Consider the following 23214-nt stretch of genomic DNA (forward strand, 5'->3'; position numbering starts at 1 on the left):
ACATTGAAAAGAAGGTACCGAAAAGAGCAGAATGAATTGAAGGTATAAATGGATTGTTTCTAAACTAAAAATACATCCATTCAACTTTATTATTGAATGGATGTATTAACTTTTTTGTGTAATTATTGTATTGGAATCCAATTACCACATTAGGCAATAAGTGCGATATGTAATTATTTTCTCATTCAATTACTCCACCAGCTACACCACTCATGGCGATTGCTTCTGTTACGTGGGTGGAGTTTGTCATTTCATCTCCATAAAAGGCATCAAGGGCTTCCACAAACCATTGTGGTTCTGCCGTAACGACTGTCCCGTGGCTCTTGATATTAGTCAGTGCTTCATTTATTAGATTGATTTTTTCAGCGGATGTCAGAGTGATCCAATCGTTTCCGTCTGCTGAATGAAGGTCTATTGTTGTAACTTCTTGTGTTTCTTCTATAGGTTCCTCTATCACATCTTCATCTGCTGTTTCATCAACTTCTTCAATTGGTGCCGTCTCTGTTACAGGTTGTTTGTCTTCCTCGTTGGGATCGTAAATAAGTTGATCGTCTTTGTAAAGTGCAGCAACCATATCATTGCCTTCGGAGTACCTTTGCGAATATGTGTGTTTCTTAGTTTTTAAAACAATGTTATTAATGGTACATTCATAGTTTTTCCCACAGAAGAATGAACCATCATCTGGATCTCCATTGTTTTTAGCTGCAATTTCGTTAATGCGATTAAAGAATTTATTCTGTTCCTTAGGTGAAAGGCTGTCAAATGAACTCGATAACTTACCTTTTATGTCATCTTCATAACCGTTCTCTTCAAACAAACTAAATTTTAAGCTTGAGAGGTGTTCTGTAAGCTCTGTATCTTCTGCCATTATGTTCAACATTTTATTTATCTGAGAATCTTCTACCCCACAACCTGAAAGCATGATAACCATTGTTATCAATGTTATATACCTCTTCATTTCTTCCCCCTATTAATAAAAACTATAGCTTATATACTATAACGTTTTCCAAAAAAATCTTCTATAGGAAAATAATATAAAATAATTCAGTCTTCTTTCTATTATTTACAAAGGTGATTTGCATTTTATAGATGGCGGTAGAAAATATATAGAAACATGTGTTTTTGACTTAAAAAGTGTGCAAAAGGAGCGATTTGGTTAGACGAAATCGTTATTTTGATCGCTTTGGAGGGCTCATTTTTGATAAATGGCATTTTGCTTCTTTCCTTCTTCTTTTATACATTATCTCTAAGATGACAAGGAGGTAATAAGATGGACATAGGCATTCGATTTGGGAAGATCCAACGACACTTAATGAAGGGTTTTTGAAGAAAAAATTTCATATTGAACATGAGGACACTACGTATTTACAACGTACCCTTTTCTTAGAGTTTATTAATCTATCTGTCCAGGGGCATGGGAGGATGTTGATATTCCTTGTTAAATGTGATGATTATTATGAAAACAAGAGCATTTATGGTGAGATCGTAAAAGAGGTTTATCATTTATTCATTCCATTCTTACAAAGAGAATATGATTATGTACCTGGTGTTGTTTTGATTGATTCAGAACACAATGTATACGGTCGTGCTTTCTAGAGAGGGATTTCCCTTCTTTTTGAAGGGAATAAAAAGAAAATAAACAATAATGATAATATTGTTAACATATATGTCATTGTATATGATGTTTTTAAAAATAATGATGATAGATAAAAGGTTCAGGAGTTTCTATAAATGAAATTATAGAGATACCTGAAGGCTAAATGGTTGTCTTTAGAAACACCACTGATTTTTATCCATCAGTGGTGTTTTTTTATAACTACCTTAGTAGAGAACGGGTTCATCATAATAATAAAATTCATTCTCGATTTTTTTATTACATGCCGAGCAATGATACCAGTAACCAAATTCTTCGTTTTCGGTATATACGCCATTATTGTTTTTGCACGAGCAAAATTCTTCTTTTCCCATGTAAATTTCACCGTCTCTTTTTAAAAAATTATAACATTTTCCCCTCTTGGAATTCACTATCCTTGAAAATATGGAAACCAATCGGCATAAAAAGTGAGATAACCCCACAAAATTACACCACCTAATAAGCCGCAGCTTATTAAGAAATTAAAAATCGACTTTGGTAATCTGCTAAATAACATTTGTATAAGTAGCGCAATGACTAACAATAAACCAAGCAAAATGAATAGAGGAACTGCTGAAATTGAAAGTTCAACGTCTCCGAATAATTTGTTTCCCATTTAAACCACCTCATATAATTTATCGGAGTCAATTATAAGTAATTAACATAAGGCTTCATTTAGGAAATTTAATTTAATAATCTTTCATCTTTTCCGATTATTAAATTAAGAGAAAGTAAAGGATGATGTATTTGAAATCATTATTAGGATTACTAAACGGATTTTTAGGTTATGAAAGAGGAAGAGAAACTGGACTAGCAGGTCTAGGTGGAATTATTGTTACTTTAGTAATTGCAGGTAATTGGAATCACATTCTTCCAATACTGCGGGCGTTAGGAATAGTCGATTTTTTCGCTAAAAAGGGAATGATTTTTGAAGGGGAAAATTATTTAACAGCAGCATATATCCTTGCATTCTTTGTTAAATGGCTCATTATATTTGTCGTACTCTTTAGCATATTTATGGTTCTTGGAATTATTATAGCTATGATTTTTTCAAATGAGACTGCTGTAAAGATAATTTTGCCATTGATAATATTTGTTTTATCTCCGTTAGTAATAGTTGGTTTAATTTTTTATTTATTGTATATAAAGTTTCTTGATCCGATTATTAACAAAGAAAAATACGAAACAGAAGCGCATTTTGAATGATTAGCAAATATGGAAATTAAGGAAATACATGATCTCAAATAAGTTCTATAAAAAGCGTCTAATTAACATAAATATTATTTTATATTTTATCAACGTTGTATAAAGGTGATTCTTTTTAGGATCCACCTACTCATATCAAAAACACCTCCTCTCAAAATGTTTAAGTGAGAGGAGGTGTTTGGGTCTCGGTAGTTGTCTATTTATTCATCATCCCGATAATTATATGGGTCAGCAAAAGATTCGTAGTCTGAGGTCGGTGGGACATCCTCATAATAGGGATTAAAATCACCATGACTAATGAGAAGGAGTCTGTAAATCGAGTGTGATAGTAACAGCCTTTTGAATTGTTAGATATGGCTACTTATACTAACACTCAATTTGTTATGCTGATCTCTATACCCTGATAGTTCAGTTAATTTATTCCTAACATCCAACCTGACGGAATTTGTTATGCTATCCATCCAACTAGTTGGTTTATAGGTGACACCTGGTTCAGTAATAAAAGCAGCATAGACATTCACTGAGGTATGTACATTTGCATACTGAATCAATTTTTTTATGTCATCTTTAAAACCTTTATCATTATTACCATATATGTATTTAATCTCTATCAGGACTTGAGTTGACGTTACACACTCACTCAGATGATTCTCATTCGCTGCATTTGAATCGATTTTAACGATTGCTATATCAGCTCTTTGGTTGGAAGCAAGGCGATATTCTGTGAAAATACGATAACCTTGTTGAAAGAGAGCAGCTTCTTCAAGCTTTCTTCTTAAATGAAAATATAGTGCGCTCTTCAATGAGTCTTCATACAACAAAAACGAACGGTCATAATCATGAGGAATGGATTCCAGCCAAGTTGCTTTGATGATTCCATCTAGCAGTTCTTTTACATAATTATCGTAGTGATTATTTATTAATCTTAATTGGTAAGCTTCATCAATGAAGGGTTTGATTTGAGACAAATCTTCTACCCATTCTAATCGGATGTAGACTTCACCTGGCGTCAAGACTGTATTATCAGTTTTTTGATACTCTTGTCCAAGAATCTGATCAATTTCTTTTTGCATTTCTTGTGCTCTTTTAGCATGATATTTCTTACCAAGATGCAGTATAAAGCAAACCTTTCTTGCCATGGTGATTGTAGCAAATTTATAAGAACCTTTCTTACTTATGTACCCAATGCAGTCTGTTCGTTTTCCACCTTTATACCTCTTATGAAAATCTTCAACTTCTTTTTTATATGGGCTCTCATCATACAGATATTCATTTATTTCTCTTGCAAGTTCCCTAGCTTTTTGTGTTTTAAATAGACGATAAAAATACTCATTCGATTTATCAGCACTCTTCGTTAACAAAACATCGCCCCCTTTTTATTAACTATTATACCAACTAATGGTAATATTGTAGTGATGGAAGTAGGGTTTGAGATTTTTTTAATGTTCACTTTTGTATGAACGTGTATAAAAAATGAGTAAGAGTGGAGTAATGAAAAAAATGCTATTAGAAAAATACACTTTACCTGAAAGATATTATAAAAATAATAAGGAATGTTTTTTAGATCCTGTGCGAAAAAGAATGATACAGATAACTCCCGAGGAGATTATTAGACAACAAACCGTTTCATTTTTAGTGAATGAACTACTGGTTCCAATCAACAAGATTGAATTAGAAGTGCCCATGTCTTACTTTGTAAATGGAAGTAAGGGTAGGGCGGATATAATTGTCTATGGTAAAGAAAATGATGTACTTGTTCCTATATTAATTGTCGAGTGCAAAGCTCCGCAAATTGAGATAACTGATAAGGTCATCAATCAAGTGGTTAGATATGATGAGATTATATATGCGGACACACTAATGATAACGAATGGTATTGAAATTCTATTTATGACGTGGGATGAAAAAGAAAATGGTTATATGCAATTGAAGGACTTCCCTTCATATAAAAAACTTAATGAAAAATGTCTTTTGTCTATCGATTCCACTCCATATATACCTTGGGAAAGACCTGACTTTATTAAATATAATACACCTGATGTGAGAGAACTTTTTGAAAGCTACGGTTGGATTGGTGAGGATTCAAGTTCTGAACTATGTTCTTTTTTTATTAACTTGGCTGGATTTATTCAAGATGAGAACAATAGCCTTCCCCCCAAAAACTTAGATGGTATTGGTATGATTGCTGATAAAGGTATTAGGTTTACTACTTTTGGAAATGCAGCAGGTGGTGGTTGGGCAGGATTGTATAGATATTTTATTATCAATGATGAAGATCAAAACAATCAAATTATTAGTCTTTCAATTCTTGCCAAAGGAAAATATAAAAATCATTCGGTCTTTGGAAATACTAAAGGACACACCATACTTATAGTAGCAATTGATGACTATGAAAAAAGTCACAACTCTCTTCAGCTCGATTTAGATAGATTTACAATAAAGTATGACGATTAACTTATCATTTGGCATAACGGTGCATTGACTAACGGGAAAAATGGTGCTGCGAAGCAGAATGAGGTTATACAATTTGTACAAGAACGAGCACCTGAACTAATTGATGAAAATGGTAAGGTGTTTTTAGGTGCATTTGATAATAGAAAAGAGATAAACTGGAATCAAAACCAAACTAAACAATTTATCTCCCGACTAATTAAGAATTCATTATTAAGAGACGAATTTAGACGTTTAAACAATCGATTTCTTTAATGTAATTACTACTATCATGATGGGTCTGGTTGAGGTTGCGTACCAAAACCTCCCGGGCCTTCATATCAAGATAATAAACAGCAAACATAAAACTCATAACTAATAGAACATTAGCAGCAATACGTAGTACAAAAACCGCTTTATTTACCCAAATCCTTTTTTTAATAATAAATGCTGTAAAATCCTTTCCTTTTCCCTGTCTTTTCCCTTTGAAAACCACTTTTTTACTACAGATGACCTTTTTCTCCATATGTATAATAAAAGGAGAACCATATTTTTTAACATTATTAAATTAATTTACAATTAAAATCATCTCTAAAAAACCCTCTTAAACTTTCAAATTATGCAGATTTTATTCCAATTGTTCTTTCCTTAGTCCATCCAACCCTTGCCAAAAGATCCAGCCATTCTGCGAATGACCTGAACAAAGTTCGGCAGGTGTACTTGGACTATTAAATTCTACATCGTCAACTAGTTTTGCAATTGAAACGTCTAATTTAACAGCTTTACCCGCTTCGATAAGTTGGTTAAATCTTCTTAATGAACGTTTATAAAAAGTCCCTCCATCACTCCAATCTTTTGTTCGATCTAATGGTGCTCTAATTTCAGAGTTTTCTAGTAGAATAAACTTTCCATCTCTTATCGCAATCTGAGCGTTATATGGAGATTTGGCATTAAAAACTTCATTATTTAATTCATTATCTATAGATGGTGATGGTTTGAACGATATTCCCATAGCCTCTAGCAGAAATTGAATTTGTACAGCAAAGGAATTCAGGGTAGATTGATTAAAGAAATTAACATTAGGCATTACTGTTCTCAAATCATGGTTTTCCAGGCTATATTGTGTTTTTGCAAATGCCTGAATAAAAAAGTACTCCAGGTAATCAATACTTAATTTATCAAAACTATTATTATCAGTTACAAACAAAATTCCATATTGCCAGAAGTCTTTTTCCCTCAAATGTGATTTTATACGCTTGATTCCATTTACAGACTGGCCTATGTAGACGCTTGATTCTTCGGAATCCGAGAATAGAAAATAGACTGCATGATTATTTGCATAATCTAGATTTTCCACTTTGTTTAACTGGCTTTTTGTGAAATAAAACCCTCTAATCTGACTGGTTGGATCTTGAAAAATTTTTAATGAAGCTGCATAATCTGTATCAGGAAAATACAACATTAAAGTTCGGTCATTCATCTAAGTTCTCCCTCTTGATATCTTTAGTCAAACAAACCTCTGTTACAGAAGGCTTTTTTTCTTCTTTGAAGTTTATATTTAATAAAGCTATTTAACTTATACATCTTAAACATTACCATATATAGGTTAATAGATATTAAATTATACAAAATTATCACATTGATAGAGTATAAAAAAATGCTCTCCTTGTATTTAACAGAAGAACATTTTAGGTGCTTTAATAAATATTGTGGATTAATTATAAAAATAAACTATCTGTTTCTATAGGTAAACTATATTTTTTCAAAAAACGATTTGCATCAACTTTTAATTCCTTCATGGATTTATATCCAAAAATAACCCATAAACCTATATAGTCGTCCTTTAATAAGTCTATTTTTGCTATACATAATTTTGGACCATATTGGGTTCCCCGGTAAATGTAGTCTGAAGAATAATGTGACCAACTGATGTCAAAGGTTTCAAAACCATATCTAAGTTGCTTGTATTTTACATCATAATCGAAGTAACGACCTGGAAAATTGATTTCATCAAATACTTTAAAAGACAATTTTTGCCTAGTTATTATATATCTAGCACCCTTAAATTTGTTTACTAAAGATACAATGTTTTTATAAATATCATTATGTATACTACTTAAATCATCTGGCAGAGGATCTATAGATTGTTCATTTGATATAGCAGTAACTCCAATACAACTATTTTTTTTAATAGTTGTATTGGATGACTTAGAATTATTAAAAATTCTATCTAAATGTCTTTCTAAAAGTGGTAAATTGACTTCAAGTAAAATTTTTATATCCATTGATAAGTCAGGTTTATATTTTTCTATATAATTTAGAATGCTCCGATCAATTACCCAGCCTTCTCTTACTTTTGTTAAAATCTCATCTATATCGTAATTTATGCAATGCATTTTATTATAAACAGCTTTTGCTATTTCCTCAGGTATTCCTAACTCTTCTTTTAAGTGATTAATTCCTAAACTCCTAATAACTTTCGTTTCATTATGCTTAATAACAAATTCATGCCGAAGTTGTCTCCCACATTCACATCTAGCACTTGACGTCCTTTCTCCATGATCAATATAGCGTAAAAAGTCCCATTTTTGGGTACCTCTATATGAAGCTAGAATATTTCCGAATTCTGATTTGTGAGTAATACTAATTGCTTTAAATAATGATTCACGTTGAATAGCAGAAAGTCTTTTTAATAATTTTGAACGCTCAGTTGGATTTAAATATACCTTCATTGTATTCTCCTTTAAAAACTTTTAAAGATCTTTATTATTTTGGTGATACAGAACCTCCACGGTAAACTTTTATTTGATTTCTCTTATAGTGATCACATATGTTATACTTTTTAATCTTTAAAAAATGTTTTGAACAAAGATTAACATCATTATAATAAAAGCAAACTCTACAACATTTTCTATCGCTTTCAGAAATTTTAATTCCAAACATTTCTTTTTGAATTTCTCGATTCATTTTTCTCACTCCATTTTCTTATATATCGGAACTTTCATTAATAATTAAATATTTATGGTGTTGAGAATTAAGAACAACAAATGGTAAGAATAAATGTTTACAAGGTAATAGTAATATCCATTTTTTTGTGTTTTAAATTTCACAATAAAGAAAAAAGTTTATCATATTGATAAACTTATCTTATAACTCTATAAATACCTCTTCAATAAATTACTAATTTTAATGCTTTCTCTAGGGCTTTAATTACAAGTCCCCTCTTAAGAATGTCATGTACAAACTGATTTTTATAATTCTTTAGACAACCGTAACAGCTTGTTTCGGGGCCACAACTGCAATCATTTAGTCTTTCTGAAATGGTATGAAGTATTATATCAAGTTGTATTGGAACTTCTTTTGTATATCCAGCTCCTCCTGGTACATTGTCAAAAATAATTAAAGAAGGATGTGATCTGTCTTTATAATAAATACAACCGTCAATATCATTCCTATCTACACCTAGAACCGTACTAATACTATCCAAAAATCCATAAAGGAGAGAATGCCAAAACCCTTCTACTTCAGTATAATCTTTTGATACCCCTTCAATTTTAAGTTCAAAAACGTCTGTCATGAATTCATGACCCAGTAGTGATCTTTCAAAGTTACCGCTACATTTACCACCCCAAGGAGTATTATGTTGACGACCTTTTGCTCCAGAATAATCTTTTTCTACACCGCATGATTGACATATGAAATACCCTCTTCCCTTACCTTCGTTTACAACTGCTAGTTTTCCAAAAGGAGAGTATTTCCAGTTAAGATATAAATCGCCTAACATTAAATTACCTTCTGACTCTCTTGAAACATCCTGTTCTGCAAGTTGGTACTCTGAAAAAAAGACTCTTGAACGATATGCTTTTGCAGGTCTAAATTCACCAGGTTTATCTCCTTTTTCAGATGTGAATCCGAATATTGGAGATATAAAAGATTGAATTGTTACTTCGTTCATGCATGACTCGCAGATTATAGTTTCATTGGTTTTACTTTTCTGATGACGAGCCACAGTCTGAAAATGACCACAATTACAGTGTAGATATTGGACCGAAGGTAATTCATATTTAGGTAACCGCTTTACACCTATACTACGATATATGTTACCATCTGCAATGATTTCAGCACCGGGTGCATATTCTGAAATCGCTATCGCAAGATCACGATCCAGTGATATAGGCGCGTTTTTATCCTGAAGTTGCAAAGATACAACATCTACCGGAAATCCGTATTTTGGAAGAACATTATGGCTAGATAAGAATTGAATTAACTCACGATCCATAATAGTTCTAATCATTCTTTGGATACTGTCTGTACTTTTTTGTTCTTTAAAGCGTCGTTCTCTAAGCTGCTTTAATTCATCAATGTCTTGTAAATATAAACTCTCTGATTTGGTTAATATACCGTTTTCTCCACATAATTCCTCCACCCATTTCCAGGAATATACTCCCAACATATTGTGCAGAGACGATGGAACAATGCGTTCTAAGGATTGTAAGATCTGAAGAGGCTTCTTCTTTAGAAATTCATTAATTGCATAAACTCCCTGAATTTCCTTTGAAGAGGAAGATCTTAAAAACTCCTCGATTTTTCCACCTTTTCCGTAATAGGAGGGGTTTTCTCGGAAAAATGCTGACAATGCAACAGAGTGAATATGCCGCCGAATAATCTTAATGTTATCTATTTTAAATACCGGAGGACTAATGGTACCAGCGATTATACTTTCAGGGTTTTTAAAGTAAGATAAGTCGTGAGATCTTCTTTGAGCATATGTTAAAGAGTATGCAACTGTTGATTTACGTCTCCCTGCTCGGCCCGCTCTCTGGATATAGTTTGATGTTTCCGGAGGAACATTTCGCATAAAAACTGACTCAAGACCACCAACATCTACTCCCATTTCAAATGTGGTCGAACAACTTAAAACATTAATTTTATTATCAATAAAGTCTTGTTGATACAATGTAGCTTGATCATTACTTAATTGAGCAGTATGTTCTTTAGTAGTCATTTTCATTGGTATTAAATTAGTATAAAGATTTCTATAGTGATTATGACCTTCTAAAGGATTTCCTTTTTGTAGAATACCCTCACACTTCAACTCCGGACAGATATTTTCAACATTCCGTACAGTCCAATTTCCACAATTTGAACACTTATACCAATCTGCTCGATGATTAGGTATCCTCCAAGCGTCATATTTCATTGTAAAAACAGTTCCTGCTCCAGATACGTTTATTCTTTCAAATAGCTCCGGAAGTCTCTGCTTTGAAATCAGACCTGTCCAAATCATATCTAACATATGCCGAGCTTTTTCAATTGCTTTATCCTGTGTAAATCCCTTCTTTATATAAACACGGGTAAGATAATCTAGCCGTCTATTTGTTCGTTTTTCAGAAGGTATCCATGCATGTACATGGTGAGTAGCCACAGATTGATGACCATTCATATAGCTCCTCCGATTACGGGGGTAAAACAATGGATTCTGTGGATCTACCAATTCTGGATAACTTAAAGCATTTTGTATTCGAAAAGAATCAAAAAGCACTTCAAAAATAGTCCATATTTCAGACGTTTCAACACCAAATTTTTGAGCTATTATATTAAGTTGACTCTGAAATCTTTCAGGTATTGGAATATAAAAAGATAAAAGACCTGTACCTTGTAATGATATTCTTTTTTCTATCTGCAAAAGTTCTCGTAATAGATGTGTTTGGACCATGGTTTCCTTCGATTGTTTTGTTTGATTTCCATCAAACAATTTAGCCTCCTCAGCTAATTCTCTCATTTTGTAAATTAAATCATCCAATGATAATTCATTACCTAAGAGATTAGTAAGTGTTTTAAATAATAGTCTTTTCCACATGATTGTAGTATGGGTTCGTTCAAGATAAGGAGCAAAAAATGCAGCATCTTGACGAGAGTCGGAAAAAACTAATAGTTTTTGGGGTTCGTAGATTTGTTTATCTATTTGTGAACTATTAGTTATATCCAAAGCACCAAATGGATCATCAATTAAGTCGAAGGAGCTATCCAATTCTTCAATTACATTAGGATTTGATTTAATTAATTCCTGGTATAGGGATGTTACTAGAACACTAGTAGGTGCATCTTGGCCAGTTGTAAATAATTTGATTGGATTACCGCTGCGTTTACCACAGTTGTGGCATATTGCTCTTTGATTTCGTCTGATTTCTTCTTTAATTACATAAATAGGATTTACTTTACCATGTTGTTCACAACAGCAAGGTATTTTACCTCCACTAGGATTAATTGAAGTACAACTTGGACATATTTGATATACATGCTGATCAGTCTCAATTACATCGCCTGCAAACACTTCTTCATCTTCATCAATTATAGGAGTAAAATCCTTATGATCAATGACCATATATGCCGTGAATTTTAGTTCGGGATCAGGATTATTCGAACTCTTCTGATATAATTTGCCGTTTCGTTCCTCACCTATTATATGAATCTGTCCACATTGATTACATACTCCCGTTTCAAATAATGGATAAGTAAAAGTGCCGTCTTTGACTTCTTTTTTTGCGTCTAAATGTAATTGGGGTTTTGGCAAAAATTGTACATAGGCACCTTCTATTGCACGTACAAATACATGATAACGCGCGGGAAGTAAAGGTAAGTCAGACTCATGTCGTTTTGCTCTTACAGCTAATTCAACAAAATTTGTAAGAAGTTCTTCTGCAATCTCAGGATCAAGATAAGTTGAACGCTCAATAAAGTCAACTTCTACAACTTCATGAACAATTTCTCTTAACAGACGAGGTTTTTCTTTTAAAGATTGCCGTAATCTCTGTAAATGTGATGTACCTGAAATTAGTTCATATAAAACCTGTTGAGGAGGAAGATTCTTTCCTGTTACATGATTTACAAGGTAATCTGGAAATCCATAAGAAAGAAGACGATCTTTATCTAATTTAACTGTATCTTCACCTACAACCTCTTTTAAATATGTGTAACTGTTCCAATCAGGAGCTCCCCAATATTCAAAGTGATCATCATAATCAATTCGAATCGCTTCAATTAAATCTTGTTCTTCTTGTACTTCATTATTCCAAATAAAAGGTTCATCAAATAAACTTTCTGCAAAATTCATAACTTTCGTTTTTGCATTCGGTCCTGAACCGAGCGTTGCACTGGTTGCAATACATTGGATACTTCCTCTTGTTGGCTTATTTTTTAATACTCTGTCCTTTAACCTTCTAAGGAGCATACCTACTTCAATACCTTTAGCACCGTTATATGTATGAGCTTCATCTAAAATAATATATTTCCAATTTAAAGATGTAGGGCCATCAAAGAAATTTGTATCCCCTGGTCTTAAAAGCAGATATTCAAGCATCGCATAGTTAGTAATTAAGATATGCGGTGGGTTATCACGCATTTCCTCCCTAGACAAAAGTTCATTCGGAAGAGGTTCCTGCCCATCATGACTATTTTTATAATAAGAACGTGCTTCTTCTTTTCTGTTCTTAGTTTCCCCAGTAAAACGACCAAACGTTATTTCAGGTGTATCAGCTAAAATAGTTCTAAGTCTTTTAAGTTGGTCATTTGCAAGAGCATTCATTGGGTAAACTAAAAGAGCCCTAACTCCTGCTGTAAGTTTGTTCTGCTCTTTTTCCCGAAAGAGGTGATTAATGACTGGCAACAGGAAACTTTCTGTTTTTCCACTACCTGTACCGGTTGCGACTACAAAGTTTCTACCGTTAACCGCTTTGCGTATAGCTTGTTCTTGGTGAACGTAAAGTGGACGTCCCTTTGGCATATCATTTTGATTCAACGTTCCCATTTGTATTGATAAAACATCTTCATTTATCAAATCTTGAATACTAACCCCTTCTTTATAAGGGTTTGTCATCTCTAAATAAGGACCTTTTAAAAACTTGTTCTTTTGACTTAATAGTTGTTCAAATTGTTCCATTAATTTTTTATTGTTCATATGGAAAGAAGTTAATAAGTATTCCCGGTAACTTTGTTCAATTCTTTGTGTTCCATGAATAGGATGTATGCCCAATTAATTCGCCCCCTTTTTTCATTCCTCTTTCATTTAAAATACTTTCAAAAACATAAGCATCATGAAATAACCAAAGATCATCAATGGCACATAATTCTTTTGTTATCTTTTTAATACAATCTATATCAGTAAATGAAAATTTTGTTTTTTCCCTTACATACAACCGATTTAAAAATGCAATGAGTGAAATAAGATAAGGATAATTAATAAAAGGTGGCTTTTGGGTCTTACTCCACCTTAAATTTATAAGATCTTTTATTTCCTTAGGTACCATTCCTTTTTCAATAAAACGATAATATATCCGTCTTAAATTAATCAGATGTTTAGAACAGATACTTTCTACCTTTTCTTTATAAAACTCATTGTCTTTAGTTCTCATTACGAATTGAATAATTTGATGAGTAACCGAAAAACCATTTATAATACCCTTTTCATACGGAATCATTAGAGATAAATCTCGTAATTCATTGAAAGATTTGCTAAAAAAGGGATTCAAATCTCCCTGTACCGTTCCAAAATCCATAGCATTAATGTTTATAACAGGTAATTTAATCCGGCTTTTTAAATAAGAGATAGATAAAATCTCTTCCCAATCCCTTTCATAAAGATTTATAAGTCCATTCATTAATCCTTCTTCAGATTCTGTTAAGCTTAAAGAATTTGCAAATTCTAAAAAATTTTCATGGGATACTTTATGAGATAAATCCTGCACGTAAATTAAGTCTTCATTATTATTGAGATATTGGACCTGATCACCTTTGAAAAAATTTCTATAGGAAGCAGCAACATAGTTATAAAAACTATGAAACCTTTCATCAATACTATTATCAATCTTATATAAATATGTATTAGAACTATTTTTGGGATAAACTATTTCATCCAAAAATCCAAAGATATCATCGTTCCTCTTTTGATCCCATTCGAATAAATAACTTCCTGTCCAAATTCTCCATGGAATTTCAAGTGATAAATCACCATCTGGAATCGGTATTTCTTCAAACGGTTTCCAGGGTTTATCTGCATCCCAAATTCTAATAACCCTACCTGGTAATAACGGCTTTTCCTTCCACATTATTTTAAGTGAATTTATATTATCACTAACATTTACATCAAGAATCTCCCAAACTTTTTCAATAACAAGAAGAGGGATATGTGGAATTTCTTCTGAATTCTGAGGGAATGACGCTCTTAAGGAGAAGCGATTTCCTTTAGAATGTTTAATAGTATCGTAAAATGATGAAAGATTAATTGGGATTGGTGAAGACGAAATTTTTCTATTAATATGTAATGTTCCCTGCCCCTTTTCGTCTAGCAATTCAATTTTGGTACTAATCCATTTGCGGTGATTCAAATTAGTACGTAAAAATATCGTACACTCTAAACATTCATTTTCATAAACACTGTACATAGTATTTGTTGCTTTTACTTCTTTATTTATTGCAATGTCCCAATTAACTTTTTTTGCTATCAGTAGTAATGATAGATTATCAGCACCCTTCTTTAATGCATTTATATTAACTTCCGCCACACAAGATGGAACGAAAAGTTTATAAACACCAGGTTTAATTTGATTAAATTTACAATTGTTTGTATTGCATTCAAGTTCATAGGAAGAGTCAATTTTAAGCTGATATGTAGCAATTTCTTTTTTGGTTGAATCGCTATTTACTTGTTTAATAACTGAAAGTGACGGCGGAAGTAGCATAAAAGAAAGACGTGTACCCATACCAAGTGGCCCAAGAATTTGAATTTCTTGTTGCCCTGGGTGTAATATATTTGATAATTCCTTTAATGAGAATCGATAATATTCCCCATAATCTCTTAATCTATCTTTTAAAGAACTTATAGTAAATGAGTAAGACTTTTCTTTTCCAGATTTAATTTTAATGGTCCAGTCAGACATTTTTCTGGTATGCAAGTGTAATTTTGGAATAAAAATGGTTGGCGGAGTACTATAACAAGATAAACTTCCTCCCCAGTATTTTTCACTCTCTTCAAGTAGATAAGGTTTTTCACGTTTTAGTTGTATAGGAACCACATATTCATTAGTTTTGCTAATAAACTTTACTGTGTCGGACTTGCTAGGTGTAACTTCAATAAGTCTATGTTTTATCCAAGCTGCTGATAATCTTTCATAGGTTACACCATGATCCTTAGAATGTATGAATGAATAGTCATCCTTAGCAACCATCCAATACACTCCTGCATAATTGTGATGCTTTATAATATAAAGTCCCTCATTAGCAGAAAAAATTAGTGGGCTATAGGTGGTAAAGCTCCATTGTTTATATATACCATCGTTAATTAATAGAGAAAGAGTATATTCCTTTTCTGGATTAGCTAGAATGTAATCATTTTCCGGAAACGCTTCCAATTGGTTATTACGAGTTATGATATTACAGGCTACTACCTTTTTATCCTGTATTCCAGTTGAAATTTCCCATTTAACTTCTTGCACTTTAAATGAAAAAGCCAGTATTGGTATTTGAAAAAAAACCCCACCCTCAATTGGATCTAGACACAAAACAGGGGGACGTATCCTATCTCTCTTTTGCATTAATTTTGATTCTATATTGCTTACAACATCTTCTAATCCGTTTAAAACCCTTAATGGTAATATTCCTTTATATACTTCTTTAAATGGTTTTTCTTGTTCTTTTAGTACATGCAGACATCGATCAACAAAATCTACTGCAACCTCTCCCCCAGAACTTAGATAGTCTCTAACACCTTTATGAAGAAGATATAATTGACCATGTTTCTCATTTTCCCTGATATCAAATAATACTTCTTCGGCATCTAATCCCGTTGTTAAAGCAGGAATTAACAACCCTTTCACAAAACCTTCCATACTCTTTTTGGGTACACCAGCATGCCCTAATATAGTGCTTACATATTTTTGGGTCCCCTCTTCATCAAATAATGGTATACCCATTTTTTTTAGGGATTGCCACATACATAACTTCCAATTGTTTATATCTTTACAACTAGTTGCTTTTTGAAAATGTTCCCAAAAATTTCCGTCGTAAAAATAAATTGCAGTAAAAACTGTAACAGTAAGGCATGTATATGGATACTCATACCAAAGGTTACGGATTTCTCTCTCCTCTATATTTGAAAGCTTTAATCTAGTTTTTAATTGCTTCCTCAGAAATGTGTAGTCACTAGAAGTTATCTTTAACTCACTAACTAAAGTAATGGAGCGAAACATATTAGCGAGTATTTTCTCCGCTTCTTTAAGTTGCTGAATTGATTCAAAACGCCCCATAATCATCCACCTCATAATCTATTAAAATCTTTTCTCATCCAAATTATCGGTATTTATTTAAATAAATAAATAAATATTTAGATATTATTGAATGTTACAAAAAGATATTTTCTTTACAATTTCGATAACAGGAATTTAGCACCTCTTATTTTGACGAAATTTGCAAAAAAAGAGTTTTATTTAAAAAGCTCTTCCAATTGAAAACAAAGATCCAATAATGTTTCCGCAATGTCGCAGATTCCTTACAAAATCAACAACGAAGTTTAAAATAACCAAAAAAAAGATTCTCTTATCGAGAACCTTTCTTCAAAATTTTATAACAATAAAAAGTTAAGAGATGATTATTATAATTGTTATTGTTTATTATATTGTTACCAAATGTTCAAACCATCTTATTCATTAATATTAATAATTTTTCCATTTTCAAATAACCATCTTTCTTGAAATGCTCTCCTTGCTGCCCAACCAACATCTTTAATATACCAAGCATTTGCTGAAGCTCCTACTAAAGCTCCAATAATGGGGATGGCTTGTAGAGCTTTACGCTTGGAGATATTTATTCCTAGTTGTTTAGCAAGATTTTTTATGGCTAATATCGCAGCTTCTTTACCAAATGGTTGTTGAGCTGCTTTCTCAGCCATTTTTTTCCAAGTTTGTTTTGCAATTGTATTTTGAATGGATTTTAAAGCAAGAATTGCTGCTGTTTTTTCTTCTACACTATTTGCACCCGATGCAGCCAAAATTCCTAAGACAAAACTTTTTTCATCTTCAGTTTTACATTCGTAGCCATAACACAATCCGATTTTATGTATTGTCCTTAATGCAAAAGTTATAGTTGTAGGAATATCAACTACAGTTCCTGGCAAACCAAAAAACCCAGTAATCCCCCCCTCTGCTGTTGATAACCCTATTGCCCAGTTGTGAATTTCATAGCTAATTGATCTGACATTTTTAAGTCTTTATATCTTAGATCCTTTAATTTAGAGACATTAGCATCCCTAAGAATATCATTTGAATCTGCTCAATCTTCCAACTTCATTAGCTCCTGCTAAAAGTCCTTGAATTGATTTTTCAGGAATTACTTTTTCTACAACCCAAGCAATAGGTTTTATAGCATTTCCAAATGCCTGATTTATTACACTAGGTTCCTCATTCTTCCATTTTTTTATTAATTCTATTTGCGCTTCTTCATAAATGGAAATAGGATTTTCATTAAATGGTGTTTCCATTACTCAATTCACTCCTAAATATTTAATATTATTTTTGTGTTTTACCTATTCTTTTACTAGCTGGTAACCTTCTTCATAATTTCTTAATTCGACTAGATCAATTCTTCCAAGATACTTTTTAAAATCCTCATTGCTATTCAATAATTCATCTGAGATGTCATATAAATCAAATTTTATATCAATTTTTCCCAACATTTCATCTTTGTTAGGAAATTTCAATCTATTATCAACGAAACTTTTAATATAATTATTATAAACTTCCCTTAAAGTAATTCTTTCTTCTTCTAATTCCCGTTTTAAAAATCGATCTTCTTCTAATAGTCTATTTAAGAACGTTTTATCATCAATGGAAATAGATTCTAGATAATAAATTAATTCGTTTCTTGAATTATTTAATACCTGATTTAAGGTGTAATTATGTTTATTCTGATTATCAATGTATTTAAAAAAACGATTTTCACCCTCAAATTTGCCCTTCATAAAATTTATAAACTCATCTTTAAGTTTATTTATTCTTTCTTCGTAGTCTTTTATTTGTTGTGTTTTAATTAACGATCCAAATCTTCCAATATCAATAATAAATTCATTATCTATAAGTTGTAATTCTTTCTCAAAGTGATACATATTTTGAAACTTGTTTATATCCTCATTTGAAAAAATATTCCAACTACTCAATAATCTTTCGTTTTTGGATTCAAGTAGTTTGAGAAATGAATTTATATTAAGTTTTTTATTCTTTATTTTTATTCCGAGCAACTGTTTCTTTAATATTTTAAAATTATTTCTGTAAAGATTTATTTTTTTTAGTTTTTTCGGATCAATAGGAGGATAATTTTCTAACTTACTTAAGGTATTACTTAATTGTTCATTTATTAATTGCTCGCCTTGTGGTTGGAAATTTCTAATTTCTCCAAACGGATTGTTTATTTCTTTTATATTGGTGGATATATCAACATCATTACCAGGCAATTCCAATAAGATCTTTTTTACTAAACTTTCATCTCCGTAAAACCCACTAGGGAAATCAAGGTCACTTTCATCATCTAATTGAGCAATGTTTGGTGAATAAATTAAACAATTGTTATCAACTACTAAAATGGATAGTTTTATACGATTTACCGTTTGTACGTTGAACTTATCTTTCGTTTTAATTATTAAATTTAGTGCCTCTGTATCACCTAATCCAAACCTAATTGATTCATCTCCTTTTTCAAAGTATAGTTCACACTTATTTATATTATTTTTTTGTATTGAAGATAATAGTTCTTCGATTTCCCACCTATAAAAAGCTGGTTTTATAAATAAAATTCTATACCTAGCTGCTCTAATAAAATCACTTATTGAAGGTTTAGAAACTTTAACAAATTTCATTTCAGACAAATTATACACCTCTAAACATTAATATAGCTCAAGCATACAAATACAATTTTTTAAATTAATAGATGTCTAAATGCAATATAATGGGATACACAACAAAGTTATCAAATTATTGAATGATTTGTTTTTTTTAAAAGCTACTTACAGATTATTTTCTTTTATATGTTCTATAACTTTCTTAGCTGATTCTATATCTATTCCAAACATAGTGGACATAAATCTATAATTAATTCCTGTAATACTTTTTATTTCTTTAGCTGATAAGGGACTTGAAAGTTCCTTAAAAGAATTTAGTCCTACATTGTATTCTTCATCTGGTTCATTTTCGTATGTATTTTTCTCTAACTTACCATTTGAAATTCCAAAAGCTACAATTCCTTTACCAGACTGATAGAGAAAAACATAATTCCCCTTCTTTAACTTTGTTATATTTCTCTTCCAAGGATCGAAATATGCTGCAGCTTTCTTTTTCTGTATCATATCCTTATGAGTAGAAGGGTTATTATTATAGTTTGTATTTAGGATATAATAACCTTCTTCAATGTCGGAATAAGGGTTTTCATTTATTTCGAACGTATCAAATTCTAGTAAAATATCGCCCTTTACTTCATATATCCGATAAATCCAGCTCTGAGTGTCTAGCCCTTGGGTTCTCCAATAAAGTACTGCCTCTCTTGTCTTCAAATCCAGACCGTTTGTAATAATAACAAAATGTTGTTTTTGATTAATTTGATCTTCTTCAAGGTTAACATCGTATTTATTATTAATAACCTCTACTAAACTTTTGTTACCAGGAAAATGTTTCAAATAGAGCTGATTTAAAGCCTGATAATTATATTGTCCAAAAATTTGTCCATACCTCAAAACTTGTAAAAGATTATGGTCTTTTGATTCCCATGCTTTTAGTTCGAATATATATAGATCTCCATTCTGATCAAGAGCCATTATATCTGGTTCTTCTTGCCAATTTCTTGATTGAGCAATCAACAATAAATCTTCATCCTGTAAAAGCTTTTCTAAATTTTTGTATATAAGTATTTGTAAATCTTCTTCTTTCCAATTAATACTTTTCAAATGTTTTCCTGGAAGTCGTTCTAGGGTATGGTTTTTTTGTTCTAGTTTATATAACAATTTTGGTACCGCCTTTCATAGTCCTTAGGTTCAAATAGATCTTAATTTTAGAGATTGATAAGTCGGTTCAATTTTTGTATCAAGAAAAAATTCATCAGCAAATTTCTTACAGGTAGTTAGTACCCACTTTCCAAAATCCGCACTTAATAATTGATCAGGAAAAAATGGATCTTCGTGATAGGAATGCTTATTTCTTTCGAATTTCCCTATTAGACTTTCATATTTATGATTTTCTGTATGTGAAACCCAATTTGGCGTATAATGTGTCATTTCATTTCTAATATCTAAAATGATTTTTAAACTTTGAGAAGGTTCTTTTCCTTTATTTAAGGGTTTTCCAGTGGTCAACATCAATAATTGGTTATACTTATCTATCATCATTCTTCTTTTCTTTGTGTTTTCTTCCCAATAATCTTTAATAGAATTTTTTTGTTCTACATTAAATGAAGAAGTATAACCAGTCTCTCCTCCTTCATAGACATCTTGATAAATTTCATTTATTGTCGCTTCTAAAAAAGCTACGGAAGAAAATACAGATGCTATAATATATGATCTATGTAAAGAATATTCTCGTTCAATATACACAAGCCCTAAAATTCTATTTTTCGGTTTAATAATACTAGATTCTAGTTTCATAGCCTCATATACAAATAAATCAGCACTTAATAAGTGTGTTAAAGATAAATAAGACCTTGATGCTATTGCTCCCATATATCACCTCTTTATTTATCGAGCTTTTAGTCCTTTATATTCGTTATCACTTAACTCAGGAAATGCGTTTTTCCAAAGTTCAAAGGTTTTATGCAGTTCCCGTGAGCCTTTCTTATGTAGATGAACATAAATATATCCATATTCATCGCCGTTTTTGTGCCGTGCTTTTTTCGTTTTTTTAGAAATAATTCTTCCTGTTCTTGTAATGTCATACTGTACTTCAAACCCTTTTATGCTACGTCTTTCTTCGTTCATAAGACTTTTCTCTCCTTCTCATAATAGCTATCCTATTTAAAAAACATTCCGGTTTGGAATGTGTTAAATAATTTTGTGTCTCAAACAAGTTTCAGCAAAATTTCAGATATATTTTTATATACCTTTAAACAATGTCTCTGAGAAATTAATCTCTTATATTGATAATCAATTCTTTTAATTGTGATATTTCAGACAGTAGTAATTTGTCATTTTCAAGTTAGACTTACCTTACATACATAGCTTTTTTTTGACTCCAAACTTTTATGTAACAAACATCCTACTCAAAATTCATATAGTTTATTAAATACTTCAGGGTTAATAGATTTTAAAACTTCAAGTTCTACTTTGGCTAAGAATAACTCATCTTGCAGTAACTTTCTCCACTCTTTTTCCACAAGTAGGCCAAATAAATCCACCTGATCGAATATATTTTATTGTTAGGTGTATCTTTAATATCGTCATTTTATTTACAAATTTTAGAATGTATAAATCTAACTTTTTTAGCAATGTAGAAATATATAGATACATATCCAATATAAACTATTTTTGTATATAATTAACTTACATTTCAAGATGACTAGGAGGATAATATGAAAAGTTTACTTGGGTTCTTAGGTAAAAATTTTAGTACTCAGACAGAAAATCTAGCTACTGAAGCTCTAACCTATATTTTAGAAAATAGCACAGCTGCAAGATCCGCATTAACAAAATTAAATTCAATCATACAACCGGATATCAATCCTCAATTAATCTATCATAGTCAAGTTTACGGAGAGGATGCTGCAATCCCTGATGTAGTGGGATTTGATTATAATCAGGAATCAGTACAAATTATTGAGGCTAAATTTTGGGCTGGACTCACTGAAAATCAACCCGTTACCTATTTAAAGCGATTATCTGAAAATCAACCTTCACTACTCCTCTTTTTAGTCCCTCATCTAAGAATGGAGAGTATCTGGGGTGAACTACTATTTAGACTTGGAGAAAATGGTTTTGATTATCAGAATATAAAGATTCAAGACAATATCTTTTCAGCTGAAATCTCACCTGCAAAAATGTTAGCAATAATAAGTTGGGACAGTCTGCTTAACTTAATGTTGATTGAAATGGAATTACAAAGGGATGAAGCATTTAAAGGGGATTTATTGCAGTTGAAAGGTTTATGTAACGAACTGGACAACGATGCTTTCTTCCCGATTCAATCAGAAGAAATTTCACCGATGATAGCAAGAAGAAATAATAACTTTTCAGATCTTGTTGATGAAATTATTTACAAAGGCATAGCAGAAAACTATTTCTCTAATGAAAATGGCAAATTAAGAACGACTTATGGTCCATATCATTATGGTAGGTTCTTTAAGTGTAATGACTTTTATGCTTCTCTAGTTTTCAATAATATCGCATGGGGAGATTTATATAATACACCTATTTGGTTAGAAATCTATGGTAAAGAATGGCGAAGCCCTATTCATTTAAACAAAGTGAAATTAGCACTTAGTACCTTACAAATTGAAACTCCAAGACGGCTATATATTGTCGATGGTACTCCCTACATTCCAATTTTCTTAAAAACAGGTACTGAAAAATCAGTATTACTCAATGATATTATGAAACAAATTCAAGAAGTCTTCACTATGCTACAATTGAACTTTGATCAAAAGACAGTGGTAAAATAATGAATATTTTTCAATATCAAGATCAAGAAGAGGATCATTACACAAATATTTTATTAAATACACTCTCATTAAATAATTGTAAACTTGCTAAACCCTTCTTACAATATATGATTCCAAATGAATCAAAACATTTTATCTTTAATAAGGAAAACGTGTTTATCCGTAAAAGATATCGACCGGATAATGAGAAAGATATTGAATTGATTTTAGGAGTTGCTCCTTATAGAGTATATTGGGGATGAAACAATCATTCATGATTATTGTGT

General features: G+C 31.5%; 17 protein-coding genes and 1 pseudogene. 5 read left to right on the top strand and 13 right to left on the bottom strand.

Going from position 1 to position 23214, the window contains the following annotated elements:
• Positions 1-181: 181 nt before the first annotated feature.
• Positions 182-958 carry a hypothetical protein gene (locus J2X07_RS15530; RefSeq protein ID WP_310260672.1) on the bottom strand — a complete coding sequence of 259 codons (777 nt, stop codon included), beginning with the start codon at positions 956-958 and terminating at the stop codon, positions 182-184.
• 464 nt (positions 959-1422) lie between these two features.
• Here J2X07_RS15530 and J2X07_RS15535 point away from each other — a divergent pair, with 464 nt between their 5' ends.
• Positions 1423-1596, top strand: a complete 174-nt coding sequence (locus J2X07_RS15535) for a hypothetical protein (RefSeq protein ID WP_310260675.1) — start codon at positions 1423-1425, stop codon at positions 1594-1596.
• 428 nt (positions 1597-2024) lie between these two features.
• Here J2X07_RS15535 and J2X07_RS15540 read toward each other — a convergent pair whose 3' ends face one another.
• A complete protein-coding gene (locus tag J2X07_RS15540; protein ID WP_310260678.1) occupies positions 2025-2249 on the bottom strand; it encodes a hypothetical protein in 225 nt (74 codons plus the stop codon).
• Between the two features lie 131 nt (positions 2250-2380).
• On the opposite strand from J2X07_RS15540, the gene J2X07_RS15545 reads away from it, so the two are divergent.
• On the top strand, positions 2381-2839 hold the full coding sequence (locus tag J2X07_RS15545) for a hypothetical protein (RefSeq protein ID WP_310260681.1): 459 nt from the start codon (positions 2381-2383) through the stop codon (positions 2837-2839).
• A 347-nt stretch (positions 2840-3186) separates the two neighbouring features.
• Here the strand turns inward: J2X07_RS15545 and J2X07_RS15550 are convergent, their stop codons facing one another.
• On the bottom strand, positions 3187-4200 hold the full coding sequence (locus J2X07_RS15550) for a hypothetical protein (RefSeq protein ID WP_310260683.1): 1014 nt from the start codon (positions 4198-4200) through the stop codon (positions 3187-3189).
• 130 nt (positions 4201-4330) lie between these two features.
• On the opposite strand from J2X07_RS15550, the gene J2X07_RS15555 reads away from it, so the two are divergent.
• On the top strand, positions 4331-5293 hold the full coding sequence (locus tag J2X07_RS15555; RefSeq protein ID WP_310260686.1) for a type I restriction enzyme HsdR N-terminal domain-containing protein: 963 nt from the start codon (positions 4331-4333) through the stop codon (positions 5291-5293).
• Between the two features lie 604 nt (positions 5294-5897).
• Here the strand turns inward: J2X07_RS15555 and J2X07_RS15560 are convergent.
• The 10 genes and pseudogenes from J2X07_RS15560 to J2X07_RS15605 form a co-directional block, all read right to left on the bottom strand.
• The gene (locus J2X07_RS15560) at positions 5898-6749 is read right to left on the bottom strand and encodes a GIY-YIG nuclease family protein (RefSeq protein ID WP_310260689.1); all 852 of its coding nucleotides are present in this window, start codon (positions 6747-6749) and stop codon (positions 5898-5900) included.
• 238 nt (positions 6750-6987) lie between these two features.
• Positions 6988-8001 carry a hypothetical protein gene (locus J2X07_RS15565; protein WP_310260692.1) on the bottom strand — a complete coding sequence of 338 codons (1014 nt, stop codon included), beginning with the start codon at positions 7999-8001 and terminating at the stop codon, positions 6988-6990.
• A 437-nt stretch (positions 8002-8438) separates the two neighbouring features.
• The gene (locus tag J2X07_RS15570) at positions 8439-13301 is read right to left on the bottom strand and encodes a DEAD/DEAH box helicase (RefSeq protein ID WP_310260695.1); all 4863 of its coding nucleotides are present in this window, start codon (positions 13299-13301) and stop codon (positions 8439-8441) included.
• Positions 13264-16569, bottom strand: a complete 3306-nt coding sequence (locus tag J2X07_RS15575; RefSeq protein WP_310260698.1) for a hypothetical protein — start codon at positions 16567-16569, stop codon at positions 13264-13266. The genes J2X07_RS15570 and J2X07_RS15575 overlap by 38 nt, the downstream gene beginning before the upstream one ends.
• Before the next feature lie 392 nt (positions 16570-16961).
• Positions 16962-17513 (bottom strand): annotated as a pseudogene (locus tag J2X07_RS15580) (EcsC family protein); the annotation flags it as partial.
• A 63-nt stretch (positions 17514-17576) separates the two neighbouring features.
• Entirely contained in the window at positions 17577-17798 is a 222-nt protein-coding gene (locus J2X07_RS15585) for a hypothetical protein (protein WP_310260701.1), read from the bottom strand.
• A 45-nt stretch (positions 17799-17843) separates the two neighbouring features.
• Positions 17844-19178, bottom strand: coding sequence for a hypothetical protein (locus tag J2X07_RS15590; protein ID WP_310260704.1), 1335 nt, complete (start codon positions 19176-19178; stop codon positions 17844-17846).
• A gap of 138 nt (positions 19179-19316) precedes the next feature.
• On the bottom strand, positions 19317-20306 hold the full coding sequence (locus J2X07_RS15595; RefSeq protein ID WP_310260707.1) for a hypothetical protein: 990 nt from the start codon (positions 20304-20306) through the stop codon (positions 19317-19319).
• 30 nt (positions 20307-20336) lie between these two features.
• Complete coding sequence (locus tag J2X07_RS15600) at positions 20337-21017, bottom strand: hypothetical protein (protein ID WP_310260710.1); 681 nt, start codon at positions 21015-21017, stop codon at positions 20337-20339.
• Between the two features lie 15 nt (positions 21018-21032).
• Complete coding sequence (locus tag J2X07_RS15605) at positions 21033-21272, bottom strand: NUMOD4 domain-containing protein (protein ID WP_310260713.1); 240 nt, start codon at positions 21270-21272, stop codon at positions 21033-21035.
• A 590-nt stretch (positions 21273-21862) separates the two neighbouring features.
• On the opposite strand from J2X07_RS15605, the gene J2X07_RS15610 reads away from it, so the two are divergent.
• Positions 21863-22948 (top strand): hypothetical protein, encoded by a 1086-nt coding sequence (locus J2X07_RS15610; RefSeq protein WP_310260716.1) that lies wholly within the window; start codon positions 21863-21865, stop codon positions 22946-22948.
• Complete coding sequence (locus tag J2X07_RS15615; RefSeq protein WP_310260719.1) at positions 22948-23190, top strand: hypothetical protein; 243 nt, start codon at positions 22948-22950, stop codon at positions 23188-23190. The genes J2X07_RS15610 and J2X07_RS15615 overlap by 1 nt, the downstream gene beginning before the upstream one ends.
• Positions 23191-23214: the final 24 nt, after the last annotated feature.

Source organism: Fictibacillus barbaricus (assembly GCF_031457135.1).
Lineage (GTDB): Bacteria > Bacillota > Bacilli > Bacillales > Fictibacillaceae > Fictibacillus > Fictibacillus barbaricus_A.

Coding starts and splice junctions, on each gene's coding strand:
- J2X07_RS15530 (WP_310260672.1), bottom strand. CDS start 958: ATGAAGAGGTATATAACATTGATAACAATGGTTATCATGCTTTCAGGT.
- J2X07_RS15535 (WP_310260675.1), top strand. CDS start 1,423: ATGTTGATATTCCTTGTTAAATGTGATGATTATTATGAAAACAAGAGC.
- J2X07_RS15540 (WP_310260678.1), bottom strand. CDS start 2,249: ATGGGAAACAAATTATTCGGAGACGTTGAACTTTCAATTTCAGCAGTT.
- J2X07_RS15555 (WP_310260686.1), top strand. CDS start 4,331: ATGAAAAAAATGCTATTAGAAAAATACACTTTACCTGAAAGATATTAT.
- J2X07_RS15560 (WP_310260689.1), bottom strand. CDS start 6,749: ATGAATGACCGAACTTTAATGTTGTATTTTCCTGATACAGATTATGCA.
- J2X07_RS15565 (WP_310260692.1), bottom strand. CDS start 8,001: ATGAAGGTATATTTAAATCCAACTGAGCGTTCAAAATTATTAAAAAGA.
- J2X07_RS15575 (WP_310260698.1), bottom strand. CDS start 16,569: ATGGGGCGTTTTGAATCAATTCAGCAACTTAAAGAAGCGGAGAAAATA.
- J2X07_RS15585 (WP_310260701.1), bottom strand. CDS start 17,798: ATGGAAACACCATTTAATGAAAATCCTATTTCCATTTATGAAGAAGCG.
- J2X07_RS15600 (WP_310260710.1), bottom strand. CDS start 21,017: ATGGGAGCAATAGCATCAAGGTCTTATTTATCTTTAACACACTTATTA.
- J2X07_RS15605 (WP_310260713.1), bottom strand. CDS start 21,272: ATGAACGAAGAAAGACGTAGCATAAAAGGGTTTGAAGTACAGTATGAC.
- J2X07_RS15610 (WP_310260716.1), top strand. CDS start 21,863: ATGAAAAGTTTACTTGGGTTCTTAGGTAAAAATTTTAGTACTCAGACA.
- J2X07_RS15615 (WP_310260719.1), top strand. CDS start 22,948: ATGAATATTTTTCAATATCAAGATCAAGAAGAGGATCATTACACAAAT.